The 15787-nt window shown below is 67.2% G+C and carries 12 protein-coding genes and 1 pseudogene; 10 read left to right on the top strand and 3 right to left on the bottom strand.

The window, feature by feature from the left end:
- The first annotated feature begins 11 nt into the window (after positions 1-11).
- The 3 genes from fusA to ACFY9E_RS25090 all read left to right on the top strand — a co-directional run bounded on the left by fusA (position 12) and on the right by ACFY9E_RS25090 (position 4111).
- Positions 12-2138, top strand: coding sequence for an elongation factor G (fusA, locus tag ACFY9E_RS25080; RefSeq protein ID WP_363118620.1), 2127 nt, complete (start codon positions 12-14; stop codon positions 2136-2138).
- Positions 2139-2294: 156 nt separating this feature from the next.
- On the top strand, positions 2295-3488 hold the full coding sequence (gene tuf / locus ACFY9E_RS25085) for an elongation factor Tu (RefSeq protein ID WP_030839706.1): 1194 nt from the start codon (positions 2295-2297) through the stop codon (positions 3486-3488).
- Positions 3489-3616: 128 nt separating this feature from the next.
- Positions 3617-4111, top strand: a complete 495-nt coding sequence (locus tag ACFY9E_RS25090) for an NUDIX domain-containing protein (RefSeq protein ID WP_390987701.1) — start codon at positions 3617-3619, stop codon at positions 4109-4111.
- 20 nt (positions 4112-4131) lie between these two features.
- Here ACFY9E_RS25090 and ACFY9E_RS25095 read toward each other — a convergent pair.
- Both ACFY9E_RS25095 and ACFY9E_RS25100 read right to left on the bottom strand, forming a co-directional pair.
- Positions 4132-4956 (bottom strand): annotated as a pseudogene (locus ACFY9E_RS25095) (helix-turn-helix domain-containing protein); the annotation flags it as partial.
- A gap of 202 nt (positions 4957-5158) precedes the next feature.
- Positions 5159-5611 carry an ATP-binding protein gene (locus ACFY9E_RS25100; RefSeq protein ID WP_390987702.1) on the bottom strand — a complete coding sequence of 151 codons (453 nt, stop codon included), beginning with the start codon at positions 5609-5611 and terminating at the stop codon, positions 5159-5161.
- 155 nt (positions 5612-5766) lie between these two features.
- Here ACFY9E_RS25100 and ACFY9E_RS25105 point away from each other — a divergent pair, with 155 nt between their 5' ends.
- Positions 5767-6642: a Scr1 family TA system antitoxin-like transcriptional regulator gene (locus tag ACFY9E_RS25105; RefSeq protein WP_390987703.1), complete on the top strand. Its 876-nt coding sequence runs from the start codon at positions 5767-5769 to the stop codon at positions 6640-6642.
- Entirely contained in the window at positions 6639-6842 is a 204-nt protein-coding gene (locus ACFY9E_RS25110) for a DUF397 domain-containing protein (protein ID WP_390987705.1), read from the top strand. Before ACFY9E_RS25105 ends, ACFY9E_RS25110 begins: the two co-directional genes overlap by 4 nt.
- On the opposite strand, the gene ACFY9E_RS25115 is transcribed toward ACFY9E_RS25110, so the two are convergent.
- Positions 6839-8227: a S41 family peptidase gene (locus ACFY9E_RS25115; protein ID WP_390987706.1), complete on the bottom strand. Its 1389-nt coding sequence runs from the start codon at positions 8225-8227 to the stop codon at positions 6839-6841. The two genes, ACFY9E_RS25110 and ACFY9E_RS25115, sit on opposite strands and share 4 nt — an antisense overlap.
- Before the next feature lie 349 nt (positions 8228-8576).
- Here ACFY9E_RS25115 and ACFY9E_RS25120 point away from each other — a divergent pair, with 349 nt between their 5' ends.
- The 5 genes from ACFY9E_RS25120 (at position 8577) to ACFY9E_RS25140 (ending at position 15719) form a co-directional block, all read left to right on the top strand.
- A complete protein-coding gene (locus ACFY9E_RS25120) occupies positions 8577-8747 on the top strand; it encodes a hypothetical protein (protein ID WP_390987708.1) in 171 nt (56 codons plus the stop codon).
- A 48-nt stretch (positions 8748-8795) separates the two neighbouring features.
- Entirely contained in the window at positions 8796-9443 is a 648-nt protein-coding gene (locus ACFY9E_RS25125) for a hypothetical protein (RefSeq protein ID WP_390987710.1), read from the top strand.
- Between the two features lie 171 nt (positions 9444-9614).
- Entirely contained in the window at positions 9615-9914 is a 300-nt protein-coding gene (locus ACFY9E_RS25130; protein ID WP_390987711.1) for a hypothetical protein, read from the top strand.
- A 116-nt stretch (positions 9915-10030) separates the two neighbouring features.
- Positions 10031-14692 (top strand): DUF6531 domain-containing protein, encoded by a 4662-nt coding sequence (locus ACFY9E_RS25135; RefSeq protein WP_390987713.1) that lies wholly within the window; start codon positions 10031-10033, stop codon positions 14690-14692.
- Positions 14693-14753: 61 nt separating this feature from the next.
- Positions 14754-15719, top strand: a complete 966-nt coding sequence (locus ACFY9E_RS25140) for a hypothetical protein (protein ID WP_390987714.1) — start codon at positions 14754-14756, stop codon at positions 15717-15719.
- The last annotated feature ends 68 nt before the right edge of the window (positions 15720-15787 follow it).

Consider the following 15787-nt stretch of genomic DNA (forward strand, 5'->3'; position numbering starts at 1 on the left):
ACTGAAGCCTTATGGCTACCACTTCACTTGACCTGGCCAAGGTCCGCAACATCGGGATCATGGCCCACATCGACGCGGGCAAGACGACCACCACCGAGCGGATCCTGTTCTACACGGGCGTGTCGTACAAGATCGGTGAGGTCCACGACGGCGCTGCCACCATGGACTGGATGGAGCAGGAGCAGGAGCGTGGCATCACGATCACGTCTGCTGCGACCACCTGTCACTGGCCGCTCGAGGACAACGACTACACCATCAACATCATCGACACCCCGGGTCACGTCGACTTCACCGTCGAGGTGGAGCGCTCCCTGCGCGTGCTCGACGGTGCCGTGACGGTGTTCGACGGTGTCGCCGGTGTCGAGCCGCAGTCCGAGACGGTGTGGCGTCAGGCCGACCGCTACGGCGTGCCGCGTATCTGCTTCGTCAACAAGCTGGACCGTACCGGCGCCGAGTTCCACCGCTGCGTGGACATGATCTCGGACCGCCTGGGCGCGCAGCCGCTGGTCATGCAGCTGCCGATCGGTGCGGAGGCTGACTTCAAGGGCGTCATCGACCTCGTGACGATGAAGGCCCTGGTCTGGTCGGCCGAGGCGACCAAGGGCGAGATGTACGACACCGTCGACATCCCGGACACCCACGCCGAGGCTGCCGAGGAGTACCGCGGCAAGCTGCTCGAGGCCGTCGCCGAGAACGACGAAGAGCTGATGGAGCTGTACCTGGAGGGCACCGAGCCCACCGTGGAGCAGCTCTACGCCGCGATCCGTCGTATCACCATCGCGTCCGGCAAGGGCGGCGGCACCACCGTCACCCCCGTGTTCTGCGGCACCGCGTTCAAGAACAAGGGTGTTCAGCCCCTGCTCGACGCGGTCGTGCGCTACCTGCCGACTCCGCTCGACGTCGAGGCCATCGAGGGCCACGACGTCAAGGACCCCGAGCTGGTCGTCGCGCGCAAGCCGTCGGAGGACGAGCCCCTCGCCGCACTCGCGTTCAAGATCATGAGCGACCCGCACCTCGGCAAGCTCACCTTCGTCCGGGTTTACTCGGGCCGCCTGGAGTCCGGCACCGCGGTGCTGAACTCCGTCAAGGGCAAGAAGGAGCGCATCGGCAAGATCTACCGCATGCACGCGAACAAGCGTGAGGAGATCGACTCGGTGGGCGCCGGCGACATCGTCGCCGTCATGGGCCTGAAGCAGACCACCACCGGTGAGACGCTGTCCGACGACAAGAACCCGGTCATCCTGGAGTCCATGGACTTCCCGGCGCCGGTCATCCAGGTCGCCATCGAGCCCAAGTCGAAGGGTGACCAGGAGAAGCTGGGCGTCGCGATCCAGCGCCTGGCCGAGGAGGACCCGTCCTTCCAGGTTCACTCGGACGAGGAGACCGGCCAGACCATCATCGGTGGTATGGGCGAGCTGCACCTCGAGGTGCTGGTCGACCGTATGCGCCGTGAGTTCAAGGTCGAGGCCAACGTCGGCAAGCCGCAGGTCGCGTACCGCGAGACCATCCGCAAGGCGGTCGAGCGGGTCGACTACACGCACAAGAAGCAGACTGGTGGTACCGGCCAGTTCGCCAAGGTGCAGATCGCGATCGAGCCGATCGAGGGCGGCGACGCCTCGTACGAGTTCGTGAACAAGGTGACCGGTGGGCGTATCCCGAAGGAGTACATCCCTTCGGTGGACGCCGGTGCGCAGGAGGCCATGCAGTTCGGCATCCTCGCCGGCTACGAGATGACCGGCGTGCGTGTCACCCTGATCGACGGTGGCTACCACGAGGTCGACTCCTCCGAGCTCGCGTTCAAGATCGCCGGTTCGCAGGCCTTCAAGGAGGCCGCGCGCAAGGCCAGCCCCGTACTGCTCGAGCCGATGATGGCCGTCGAGGTCACCACGCCCGAGGACTACATGGGTGAGGTCATCGGTGACATCAACTCCCGCCGTGGCCAGATCCAGGCCATGGAGGAGCGGGCGGGTGCCCGCGTCGTGAAGGGCCTCGTGCCCCTCTCGGAGATGTTCGGTTACGTCGGCGACCTGCGCAGCAAGACGTCCGGCCGTGCGAGCTACTCCATGCAGTTCGACTCCTACGCCGAGGTTCCCCGGAACGTCGCCGAGGAGATCATCGCGAAGGCCAAGGGCGAGTAACGCACCGCGTCTACACGCCGTAGGCTTGACTCCGGAGCCTTGAGGGGCATTCCGCCGCAATCGCGGTGAGAGTGCCCCAAGGCCCGGGCTTTCCAGCAAAGATCACCTGGCGCCGATGAAGTAAGGCGTACCAGAACCACTCCCAGGAGGACCCCCGTGGCGAAGGCGAAGTTCGAGCGGACTAAGCCGCACGTCAACATCGGCACCATCGGTCACATCGACCACGGTAAGACGACCCTCACGGCCGCCATTACCAAGGTGCTGCACGACGCGTACCCGGACCTGAACGAGGCCTCGGCCTTCGACCAGATCGACAAGGCTCCTGAAGAGCGCCAGCGCGGTATCACCATCTCCATCGCGCACGTCGAGTACCAGACCGAGACGCGTCACTACGCCCACGTCGACTGCCCCGGTCACGCGGACTACATCAAGAACATGATCACGGGTGCGGCGCAGATGGACGGCGCCATCCTCGTGGTCGCCGCCACCGACGGCCCGATGCCGCAGACCAAGGAGCACGTGCTCCTGGCCCGCCAGGTCGGCGTTCCGTACATCGTCGTCGCGCTGAACAAGGCCGACATGGTGGACGACGAGGAGATCCTGGAGCTCGTCGAGCTCGAGGTTCGTGAGCTCCTCTCCGAGTACGAGTTCCCGGGCGACGACCTTCCGGTCGTCAAGGTCTCGGCGCTCAAGGCCCTCGAGGGCGACAAGGAGTGGGGCAACTCCGTCCTCGAGCTCATGAAGGCCGTGGACGAGAACATCCCGCAGCCCGAGCGTGACGTCGACAAGCCGTTCCTCATGCCGATCGAGGACGTCTTCACGATCACCGGTCGCGGTACGGTCGTCACCGGCCGTATCGAGCGTGGTGTCCTCAAGGTCAACGAGACCGTTGACATCGTGGGCATCAAGCAGGAGAAGACCACCACCACGGTCACCGGCATCGAGATGTTCCGGAAGCTGCTCGACGAGGGCCAGGCCGGTGAGAACGTCGGTCTGCTGCTTCGTGGCATCAAGCGCGAGGACGTCGAGCGCGGCCAGGTCATCATCAAGCCGGGCTCGGTCACCCCGCACACCGAGTTCGAGGCGCAGGCCTACATCCTGTCCAAGGACGAGGGTGGCCGCCACACGCCGTTCTTCAACAACTACCGCCCGCAGTTCTACTTCCGTACGACGGACGTGACCGGCGTGGTGACCCTCCCCGAGGGCACCGAGATGGTCATGCCGGGTGACAACACCGAGATGAAGGTGGAGCTCATCCAGCCCGTCGCCATGGAAGAGGGCCTGAAGTTCGCCATCCGTGAGGGTGGCCGGACCGTGGGCGCCGGCCAGGTCACCAAGATCAACAAGTGAGTCTTCGGACTGGCTTGAGGGTCTACTGACCTGAGTGGCTCGAAGGGGCCCGTACGACTTCGGTCGTGCGGGCCCTTTTGCTGTCCTGTTCCGGTCCGTCCCGTATGCCGTGCGGTTAGCGTGTCCGGGTGCCGTCTGTGAACCTGCGCCATTCAGTCCGCGCGCTCATCCTCGACGAGGACCACCGCATCCTCCTCTGCCGGTTCGCGATTCCGGAGCCGGCGGGAACCGTGGTGTGGGCAGCGCCCGGTGGCGGGATCGAGCCGGGTGAGACACCGCTTGCCGCGTTGCGCCGGGAACTGCTGGAAGAGGTGGGTCTCACCGTCAGCGCCGATCCGCCGCACGTCTGGCACCAGGAGGTCGTGGCGCCGGGACACGCCGCGGGCTACGACGGCGTCATCAACGACTACTTCCTCGTACGCACTGCCGGTTTCGTCCCGCGCGGGACGCTGTCCGACGTCGAGCTCGCCGCGGAGAACATCAGCGGTCTGGAGTGGTGGCACCCGTCCGAAGTGGCCCGCTACGACGGTCCGGACCTGTTCTCTCCGCGTGACCTCGCGACTCCGCTGATGGCGTTGATCACCTCGGGTGTTCCGGCCGGGCCGGTGCGGCTCGGGCTCTGAGCGGACAGTGCGGCCGCTGACCGGCAGTGGCCGGGCCCCCGGTGCGCGGAACGCGCGGTCGCAGCCGTCGCAGGTCTGGAGGGGGTGCCGGGTGGGCGGCGGTGGCGCCTGCGGTGCCCCGAAGGGCGGTGGGGGCGGCAGCTGGGCTGTGAGGCGGTGGGCGAGGAGGGCGGCCGGGCGGTGGAAGGGCTCCGGTGGGAGGTCCGTCGTCAGGGCATGCCGTACGGCGGCCGGGGTGACGTCGCGTTCCAGCCAGGCGGCGACGCCCGGGGCGAGGTGGGCGGTGTCGCAGCCGGAGAGGAGGAGGCGGGTGTCCTCGTGGCGGAGGCCGGTGAGGAGGTCCGTGGCCTGCTGGAGGAGGGCGGGGGCAGGGAAGGCCGGGCGTGGTACCGCGGGGAGGGGTTTGCCGCCGGGCTGCCTCGTCCGCTTCCTCGGGGTGGGGCGCGGGGTGTCCGTGCCGTTGTGACCCGGCTGGTTGCAGGAGGTCGTGCGGGTGATGATCCGACCGTCCGGGACGCGCTCGCGGGTGCGGCGCAGGTAGCCGTGCGTCTCCAGCTCGCGCAGGGCCGCGGCGATGCGGGTCGTGCCCTCCGGGAAGCGGGCGGCAAGGGACTTGATGTCGATGCGGGCGCCTGCCGGGGAGACTGGATGTGCACCGACAGCCCGATCGCGAGCAGGGACAGCTCCGGGTGCTGGGCCAGGTGGTTGCCGATCACCGTGAAGCGGGTGGTGTGACGGGTGTTGTCGTGCACCGGGCCGGAGTGGAGGTGCCGCCGGTTCGGGTGTTTCTTTCCGGCAACCCGGGTGTGGGCGTGCGAGGGCACGTTAGGGTTCTGCGTATCCATCAGGAAGTTGGAGCCTTCCTCGGTGGTCAGGCCCTCGCACTGGGATTGCCGTCCCGGCGGGGGCCGTCGCATGTCTGCGGTTGTGTTGCGCTGAGCGTAGGGCAGGCAAGGGCCCCCGAATCCAGCTGAGTTGGTGATGTTCACCCGCGAGGGTGAGGCAGCTCTGCGGCTGGGAGGAGGGGTGGGGTTCGGTCGGGTTCTTTCACCCTTGTGGTCCTTGGGGGAAGGCGCCTGTACCGCCGGAGTGTGGGTTTCCGGGCTCCGGCGCGAGGTCGATCTCGGCCCAGACGGTCTTGCGGGGTGGCAGCCCCCGGGTGACGCCCCAGCGATCGGCGAGTGCGTCGACCAGGAGGAGACCCAGGCCGAGTCGTGCCGTCGGCAGCCGGTCGGCGCGGGTGTCCGTCACCTCGACGCGGAGGGTGCCGGCGACGACGTAGAGGAGCAGGCGGAAGTCGCGGCCGGGGGCGCGGCCGTGCGTCGCCGCGTTGATCGACAGCTCCGCGACGACCTGCCGCGCCGGGTCCAGCGGCAGTCCCCAGGAGCGCAGTTGTTCGGTGGCGAGGAGACGCGCCAGGCGGGCGCCGCGCGGGGTGGGGGAGAGCTGGAGGCTGAAGTTGCGGACGGGGGTGCGGAGTTCAGGGGAGTTCTGCTTCACGTCACTCAGCGTGGCTGTCCGCGCTTACCGTGAACAGTGACTCAGCGGGTGCGTACGGTGACTGTCCGGAGCTTGTCCGGCGTTGTCCGGGCTGTCGGGGCCGGGCGTACGGGTAGGGCGCTGGGCACGGTCGTACGACGGCGGAAGGGTGCGGGATGACGGTCGAGGCGGACTCCGGGCGGCTCAAGGGCGAGGCGGACGAGCCGGGTTGGGAAGTGGACCCGGACGACGAGTGGGGCGTCGCGGTCATCGCCACGGTCGGGCGACAGCTGAAGCTGCGGCGTGAGGCGGTGGGGCTGCGGGCCGCCGAGTTCGGGACGGCGGTCGGCTACGGCGAGGACATGGTCTACAAGATCGAGGGCGGGAAGCGGATTCCCCGGCAGGACTATCTGGTCAGGGCTGATGAGGTGCTGGGGGCGGGTGGGCTGGTTGCGGCGGCCTGGGAGGACGTGAAGAGGGTTCGGTATCCGAAGAAGGTGCGGGAGCTTGCCAAGCTGGAGGGGCAGGCGGTGGAGATCGGGGTGTATGAGTGCAACAGCGTCCATGGCTTGTTGCAGACCCCGGAGCACGCGCGGGCCTTGTTCGAGGCAGCGCAGCCGCCGTACTCGCCGGACGACGTGGAACGGATGGTTGCTGCCCGCATGGCCCGGCAGTCGGTCTTCCACCGAGACCCTGCCCCGTCGGTGCACTACGTCCTGGAGGAGGCGGTGCTGCGTCGACGGGTCGGGGGCACAATGGTGTGGCGACAACAGCTCGAACGGCTGTTGGAGGTGGGCCGCTTGCGCAACGTGACCTTTCAGATCATGCCGACCGAGACGGATGCTCACCCCGGGGTGGACGGCAAGATCGAGCTGCTGAAGTTCCCGGACGGTACGGCGGTGGGTCGCTCCGACGGAGCGTTCAGTGGACGGCCGACCAGTGATCCCAAGCAGCTCCGCATACTTGAGCTGCGGTATGGCACCATCCGTGCGCAGGCTCTCTCCCCTCGGGAGTCGCTGGCCTTCATCGAGCAAGTGCTGGGAGAAACATGATCCGCAACGCTTCTGCCGGGGATACCTCCGAACTGGCCTGGTTCAAGAGCAGCTACAGCAGTGGCACGGACGGCAACTCCTGCGTCGAGATCGCGATAGCGCCCCACACCATCCACGTCCGCGACTCCAAGCACGCCACCCAGGGCCCCCGGCTCGCGCTCACGCCGGAGGCCTGGTTGGAGTTCGTGGCTTCCGTCTAGCCCGCGTTCCGCAGCAGGCTCACCGCGCGGTCGAACGCCGAGTCTCGCTTCTTGGCGAACTCCTCCTTCGTGAAGACCGGTTCGGTCAGGTGGGGCGGGATGCCCGTGCCGTCGTAGGTCCGGCCCGACCGGTTCAGGAACTCCTCGTTCGGGAGGATCGCCGTCATCCCGTTCGGCAGGTTGCGCTGCATGACGTCGGAGAACACACCCTGGGTCGGCTGCCCGACACGAACCGTGCCGCCCGGACGGTCGATCAGGGCCTGCGTGAAGGTCTCACCCGCGCTGACGGTCGTGCCTGAGGTCAGTACGGCGATGGGCCCGGTGTAGCGGGGCCCGGACGCCGGTACGACCCGGATGGGTTCGGGGCGGGTGTGCCGGTCGGGGTCGGTGGGGTGGTTGCGGGCGCGCTTGGCGTAGGCGACGTAGGGCTTGTCCGTGAGGCGTTCGGCGATGTGGATGCCGAGGGCGTCGGAGCCGCCGCCGTTGATGCGCAGGTCGATGATCAGGCCCTTGAGCCGGTGAGTGCGCTCGGGGGTGAGGATCGTGTCCAGGGCCTTGTCGAGTTCGGCGAGGTGGACGGGATAGGGGGCGCCGTCCTGGGCGTACCCGCCGAAGCCGGAGATGCGGAGGTAGCCCTGGCCGGCGGCGCGGCCGGGCAGGTCGGCGTAGGTGATGCGGCCGTTGGCGAAGTCCCGGCGGTAGGGGGCGTTCTTGAGGTCGCGTTCGGTGATGAACTTCTTGACCTTGGTGTCCAGTTCCTCGCTGGGCGGTTGGGTGCCCGGGCGGACCTGGGCGAAGACCTGGTCCCCGTCCCGGACGGCGACATGGGCGTCGTAGAGAGGCCGCACCATGTCGCTGAAGATGCCGAAGAGCTCCTTGCGGGTGGTGTCCGCGTGCACCTCGGGCCGGTAACGGTCCCTCATGGCCTGCCAGTCGACGCCCTTCGTGGCGAAGAAGGGGTAGTTCTCGGCGAACGAGTGCCAGAAGACGTCGAAGGCAGCGCGGGGGTCCTCGGGGGTGGGGCGGGTGCAGTCGGCCGGCAGTTCCTGGATCCGCCGCAGCGAGCGGTGTCCGACCGAGGTGTCGAAGCCCAGGGTGGCGTGGTTCCCGCCGGGGCCGGGCCGGACGGTCAATGTGGTGCCGTCGGCGGTCGCGTACGTGCCGGGGCCGGTCCGCCGAGCACTGTCACCCTTGAGGCAGCTGACGGATGTCGTCTGGAACTCCTGGAGGGTGTCGCCGTCGAGGGAGAGGACGGTGCCGTAGCCGTCCAGGCGCCAGAGGCCCTCGGTGCCCGGCTTGCCGGGGGTGGAGGCGGCCGTGGCGGGCGCTGCGGCTGCTACGGCGACGAGGGCCAGGGTGAGGGCGGTGGCGGTGGTGGTGCGCACGATGGGTCCCCCTGCTGTGTGGTCGGTGCCCTTACGGTGCCTGGGGGGAGCGGGGGCGAGCCATCCGGTGGGCTGGAGGGCGGGGGTGGGGACAGCCCCCGTCCGGTTCGCCACGGCCAGGTAACTGATCGCGGCCACCCTCGTCCAGCAACCTCGCCACGTCGACTGCGCCGACGGACTCTGGGACCAGAACGCCGCGTTCATCGCCATGGCCGGGCAGGCGGTACCACAGCTCGTGGCAGAGGTCAGGCGCCTGCGGGGGCTCGTGGAATACGGGGCGTGCCCCACGGCCGCCAGGATCGACGCGGTGTACGGGACGCGGGAGTCGGTTGCTTTCGGTGTGGGCCTGATGGGTCATGAACTCCCGGAGTACTGGGCCTACGGGACCTATTACAGCCGGGACCACCGGGACCGTCATCCCATCGGGGACCCGACCGCCGACGCGGACATCGACTTCGGCACCCATCCCGTCCGCCCGGCACCTCCGAAGGACTCACCGTTCTGGACGCTGGAGGAGTAGTGGCACGATGTGCGCACACGTGATCGAGCGAACGGGGAGGCCGGCGTCATGGCCCGCTACATGGAGGCACTGACCGTCGAGCGGGGCGGTTTCCGGATCAAGGTGCCGGAGTCGTGGTGGGAGTTCGACGTACGGCCGGAGTCGCGGGACGACTCGATCCGGCGGATGGTGAACGAGCGCGTGCGGCAGCGTCCGGAGCTGGAGCGGTACCGGGACGCGTACGTCGACTTCCTCCGGAAGGCCGCCGCGGATGCCTGGAAGTCGGGCGCGATGTACTGCGGCTGCATGGCGGAGAGCTTCGGCGGGGACACGCCGATCACGGGTTCGGTGACCGTCTCTCTCGTCGGCGGCCGCAACGAGCGCGGCGAGCCCTTGTCGAACGACCCCGCCGTCATCGCGAGCCAGCTCGCGGTCAAGGAGGCGAAGCGGGAAGGTGACTCCTGGCGGAAGGTCACGACCGTCGACATCCCCGGAGTCGGCCCGGCCGCGCGCACGCACGGCATCGAGGACATCGCCGTACCCGGTGACGCGCTCAACCGGACCGTCCGCGCCGTGCTGATGCAGACGTACATCCCCGTACCCGGCCAGGAGGGCAAGGTGGCCCTGGTCGCCGGCAGCAGCCAGGTCCTCGACCTCGCGGACTCCTTCTTCGACATCTTCGACGCGATCACGTCGACGTTCCGGTTCACGGGCTGATCGCTGTCCGGAAAAGGGGACTGGGAGAACGGGCAGAGTCTGCTGGGGCTCGATGACCCCGAAGAATGGGACGCCGCTTTCCGGCGTGGTGAGGCGGGTCTCGGGACGGCAGTGATCGGACTGACGTTCCACTGCACGCTGGCGGAGGTGTCTCCGCGGATCGTGAGGGCGATGCAGCTGCCGGACGCCGGTCAGCGCGGGTTCGCGTTCACAGCGGCGGGCCACGCGGCCCGGCTCAACGGGGAGCTGACCCCGGAACTGTACGCGGCCCTGCGCGCCGAGGGCCCCGGCGGTTTCGCCGAGAACGCCATGGGGGACTCGCTTACTTTCGTGCCGCTCCGGAAGCTTCCGCCATGGTTCAAGTGGCGGTGGGTGTATGAGGCGGTGGGGAACAAGCTGGAAGCCTGGTGGCTGCAGTCCGTGTATGGCGTCGAGGAGGTCTGGCGGGCCGTGCGCGGACACAGATCCTGACGCCGGTCTCCGCAGTTCACCCCCGGGACCCGCCTTTCCGTCGAACGATTGTGCCTTGTAAGTTCACGTGTGCATACGGGTGTTGTGGTAGATGTGCACGTGACGGGGGTTGCGGTATGGCGGGGCACAGGCCTTCGGACTGGCACGTCCTGGATCTGGACAAGGACCCGACGCCTGGCGACCCGCAACGCGTGCGCACACTCGCGAAGCACCTGCACGACTTCGCCGACGACGTCTCCGACGCGCTGCGTCTGGTCAAGGGCATGGCGGGTGAGGGCACGCTTCTGGAGTGGGCGGGCAAGTCCGCGGACGTGTTCAAGGAGGACTTCGCGGATGTCCCGAAGAACCTCAAGAAGCTGAAGAAGTCCTATGAGATGTGCGGTGACGCGCTGGCGGACTTCTGGCCGAAGCTGGAGCGGGCCCAGTCGCTGGCGGACAAGGCCCTGCGCAAGGGGCGTGAGGCCCGGGACAGCCTCTCCTCGGCCCAGTCCCGCCTGGCGTCGGCCGACTCGTGGGTGACGCGGGCCGGCAAGGAGGCCGACAAGTACAAGGACGACCCGACCGGCAGCAAGTCCGACGCCGACAAGCCTGACGAGGCCAAGGTGCGGGCCGCGACCCGGGACGTGCAGCACGCCAAGTCGGCCCAGTCCAAGGCCCAGTCGGACGTTTCCGACGCGCAGGACGCGCTGGCTGCCGCCAAGAAGATGGCCGAGGACGCGCGCAAGATGCGCGACGAGGCCGCCCGCGAGGCCAAGTCGAAGATCGACGAGGCCTCCGATGCGGGTATTCAGAACCGGTCCTGGTGGGAGGAGGTCGGCGACTGGTTCACCGACAACTGGGACACCATCGTCGCGGTGTGCAAGGTCGTCGTCACTGTCGTCGGGATCGTCGCGATGATCATCGGCGGGCCGATCCTGGGCGCGATCGTGCTGATCGCGGCCGCGGTGGTGCTCGCGGACACGCTCTACAAATACTCCAAGGGGCAGGCGTCCCTATGGGATGTGGGGCTGGCCGCGCTGGACTGCATACCGGGCATGAAGGGCCTGACCACCCTCGGCGGACTGGCCAAGGGGATGAAGGCCTTGGGCAAGACAGGGCTCAAAGGGATGGCCCAGGGGGTAAGGGGCTTGGGCAAGAGCGCCCGCAGCATGCTTGGACGGTCCAAGGACGCGTTCGCCCGAATGCAGTCGAGGATTCGCAAGGGCCTGAGCGATCCGATCGACATGGCTACCGGCATGATGTTCCTGCCTCAGACGGACGTGGAACTTCCTGGGGCGCTGCCTCTGGTATTCCAGCGTCGCGTGCAGTCCGACTATCGGGCCGGCTGGTGGTTCGGTCCGTCATGGACGTCTACCGTCGACCAACGCCTTGAAATCGACACACAGGGCGTCATCTTTGTCACTGACGATGGTCAACTGCTCTCGTACCCGCACCCTGTCGGCGACGAATCGGTGCTGCCGGAGGTGGGACCGCAGCTCCCTCTCACTCGTCTCGACGACGGTGGGTACCAGGTGACAGATCCGTACTCCGGTCTGGAACTGCGTTTCGGGCGGCCAGGCAGCGACGGCTCCGCCCGGTTGGTTGCGCTGACCGATCGCAACAGGCGGCGCGTCGAGTTCTCCTATGACGAGGCAGGCGCACCGTCGGCGATCCGTTCTTCCGGCGGATACCACCTCCGGTTTGCCACGGACGACGACCGAGTCACGGCCATGTACCTCGTGGGTGGAGCCGAGAACGGCGACGACGTTCTGATCAGACGGTACGTCTACACGGACGGAAACCTCACGGAGGTGCATGGCCCGTTGGGCCTGCAGTTGCGCTTCGAGTACGACGCCAGACTGCGTGTCGTCTCCTGGACCGACTCGAATGGCAGTCGTTACAGCTACACGTATGACGAGGAGGACCGCTGCATCGCCGAGGGCGGTGTGGCTGGCCATTACACGCTGTCGCTTGCCTACGAGGGGACGGACCCGGCTTTCCCGGGGATGCATGTCACCACAGCCATGACGGGCGAAGGGCACGTTTCCAAGTACGTCGTCAGCGACGCGTGTCTCATCGTTGCGGAGATCGACCCGAACGGCGCTGTGACGCGTGTGGAATACGACGACTCCCGCCATGTGACGGCACGCGTCGACCCCCTCGGCAACCGAACCCACATGGTCAACGACGACTTCGGACTGCCCACCCGCGTCATCCGGCCGGACGGCCTGGAAACCGTCGCCGAGTACAACGCCCTCCATCTGCCCGTCCTGATTCGGCAGGAGGACGGGACCACGATCCGTCACGACTATGACGAGCGCGGCAACCGCACGCTCGTGACGGACGAGTCGGGCGCCACGATGACCTTCGGCTACGACGCCACGGGCCACCTGGTGTCTGCGATGGATGTTCTGGGCAACACCCTGCACGTTCGAAACAACCAGGCAGGGTTGCCCGTGGAGGTGATCGACCCGCGGGGCGCGATCACGAGGTACCGGTACGACGCTTTCGGACGACTGCGCACGGTGGTGGATCCCACGGGTTGTGAGACGAACCTGTGGTGGTCGGTCGAGGGGCACCTGTTGCGCCGACAGGGTCCGCAGGGGAGCGAGGAGTCGTGGACCTACGACGGCGAGGGAAACTGCCTGAGTCACCGGGACAGTGAGGGCCGCACAACTCGCTACGAGTACACGCACTTCGACGTGCTGGCAGCCGAGACCCGCCCCGATGGCGGTCGGTACGTATTCGAGCACAGCCCGACGCTGCAACTGACCAAGGTTGTCAACCCGCAAGGCCTGACCTGGCATTACGAGTATGACCCGGCAGGGCGGTTGACAGCGGAGACCGACTTCGACGGACGCCGGGTCGACTATGTCTACGACCTGGCGGGACGACTCATAGCCAGGCAGAACGCGGAGGGACAGCGGGTCGAATACCAGTACGACGTACTCGACTGCACTGTGGCCAAGACAGTCGATGGCACAACAACGCGCTACGAACGCGATGCGATGAGCCGCGTCCTGCGCCTGGCAAATCCGTTCAGTGAAATCTCCTATGAGCGAGACGTCGCCGGCCGTGCCGTCTCTGAGATGGTTGACGGTCGGGTGCTGCGGCGGACCTACGATCGGCTGGGCCGCCCCACCCGGCGGGTCACGCCGGGCGGCGCGGTCACGTCGTACGCATATGACGAGATCGGCCAACTGTCCGAGATGAGCAGCTCGGGTCGCACTCTGCGCTTCTCGTACGACACGGCCGGTCGTGAGCTGTCCCGGTCGCTCTCTCCCGCGGGGTTGCAGCTGTCTCGGAAATGGGACGGCGCGGGCCGGGTCGCGGAACAAGAGGTCACCGCCTCAGCCGGCACCCTGCTGCGGCGCAAGTACAGCTACCGCACGGACGGTCACCTGGTCGCCGTTGACGAGGGAGCGGGCGGCCTGCGTCGCTTCGAACTGGATCCGGCGGGACGGGTCACCGGTGTCGAGGCACGTGGGTGGCGCGAGAAGTATGCCTACGACGCCAACGGCAACCAGACATACGCGGGATGGCCCGACCGGCATCCCCGCGCCGATGCGCGAGGAGACCGCCAGTACCAAGGCAACAGACTCGTACAGGCGGGTTCGGTCCGATACCTCTACGACGCGGCCGGTCGTGTCGTAACGCGCCGGAAGACCAGGCTCTCCCGCAAGGCCGAGGTGTGGCACTACACCTGGGACGCAGAGGACCGGCTTACTTCCGTCACCACGCCGGACGGTACGTTGTGGCGCTATCGATACGACCCCCTCGGCCGGCGGACGGCCAAGGAGCGCCTCGATGCCGACCACGCGACAGTGGTCGAAGAGGTCCGTTTCACCTGGGACGGGGCGTATCTGGCCGAGCAAGAGCTCACCGGGCCGGACCTGCCCCGTCCTGTCGTGACGACATGGGAGTACGACGGACTCCATCCGGTCGCGCAGACGGATCGGCGGGTGGATTCCATTTCCCGGGAAGAGGTCGATTCCCGTTTCTTCGCTATCGTCACCGATCTCGTCGGAACACCGACTGAACTTGTCGATGAATACGGGGAACTGGCGTGGAAGGCGCGCGCGACCCTGTGGGGAACTACGGCTTGGAACCAGGATGCCTCCGCTTATACGCCATTGCGGTTTCCGGGGCAGTACTTCGATCCTGAATCCGGTCTGCATTACAACTTCCAGCGTTACTACGACCCGGAGACGGCTCGATACTTCAGCCCCGATCCGCTGGGACTCGAACCTGCCCCGAATCCGGCTGTCTACGTCGCCAACCCGCTGCAGGGGTGCGACCCCCTGGGGCTTGCTCCTCGGTACGCCAACAGGCCGGATCGCTACGCGTGGGGAGGCAGCGTCCGTTACAAGGGAACGGACCATCTCGGTCGCCCGACCGGTATATCAGCCTGTATCCGTAAGGAAATGGTGATCCAACAGGGCACGGAGGCAGGAAGCATGTGGACAAAGGGCTGGCGAGGGCACGGAACACTGTTCAACGAGGGGCGTGGACACCTCTTGGCGAACAGTCTGGGCGGTGCGGGCAAGGGGCCCGACGCGCCACACAACCTCGTGACGCTGACACAGAATCCTACCAACCATCCGCACATGTATGAGATGTTCGAGGAACCCACTGCGGCCGCGGCCATGAAGGATGAGATAATCCAGTATGACGTGACACCCGTCTACGAGGGAACGAACCCGGTTCCGATACGGCTGGAATTCGAGGCGTTCGGCAATAAGGGATTCTCGCTGAGTGGTTGGCTGGACAACCCCGCCGCAGGCGTGAGAACGGCATGAAGACCGTGACGGCTCCCAACGCCTTCCCATTCCATGCCCTGTGTCTACGACGAGGAGCACCATGACGCGCACCACTCCCGAGCGCCCCGTGGATATCGAACAAGTCATTCCCGAGCTGTCCGAATACCGTCAGGTCAGTACGCGATTGCATCCGAGGCGGGGAACACCGACGGCGGAGGAGAGTTCCGTGGGCGGTCCGTTTCTGTGGCCGGCGGATGAGCCGTGGCCGCAGTGCACCGAGCCGCACAAGCGAAGGTTCGGCGAGCGCCTCAGTGAAGTCCGTCAGGCTCGGGAGCTTCTTGCTGCCGGACCGACGGAGGAGGAGTACGAGCTTCTCCGTTCCTTCCGTCGGGGGAAGCACGCGCCATGGCTGACGGACACGGATCCCATCCCGCTCATGCCGGTCGCTCAGCTCTATACGCGTGACGTGCCGGGTCTCGCCCTCCCCGGCGACGCGGACCTGCTCCAAATCTTCTGGTGCCCGTTCAACGCGCACGGGCAGGAACGCAACGTCGCGGTCCACCTGTTCTGGCGCAGGGCCGCAGACGTCACCGAACTCCTGACCGACCAGCCAGAACCAGTGGTCGTCGGGCGTGCGGGGTATGTGCCGGATCCCTGTGTACTGCATCCCGAACAGGTGGGCGAGCATCAGTGGGGGCATTTGCTGCCGCTCCCGGTCCGTGCCCGGCTGGACGAGTGGGAAGACTGGGAGGACGAGGACGCGGTCAGCTACCAGTTCGACCTCTCGATCCCCCCCGGCTGGAAGGTGGGCGGGTTCGCGTCTTGGCCCGCCACAGGCCCGCAGGACGTGGTGTGTCAGTGCGGACAGCCGATGGACCTTCTCCTGACCATCGACAGCAGGGAGTGGGACAGGGGAACCCGCAGTTGGGTCCCCATCGAGGATCGTGACGTCGCGGACACGGACGCGAACACCCCCACCTCGATCGTGGTGGGTCGCAACGGCCGCCTCATGATCTTCGTCTGCCCTGCGGACTGGTCGCATGCCCGGCGAGTCGTCCTGCAGTGACGGTTCCGCCGAGTCCCGGCCGTGACGGCCACACGGGGCGGCTGGTCCCCGGCGACCGAAGCAGTGCG

The organism is Streptomyces sp. NPDC012466, from assembly GCF_042955215.1.
Lineage (GTDB): Bacteria > Actinomycetota > Actinomycetes > Streptomycetales > Streptomycetaceae > Streptomyces.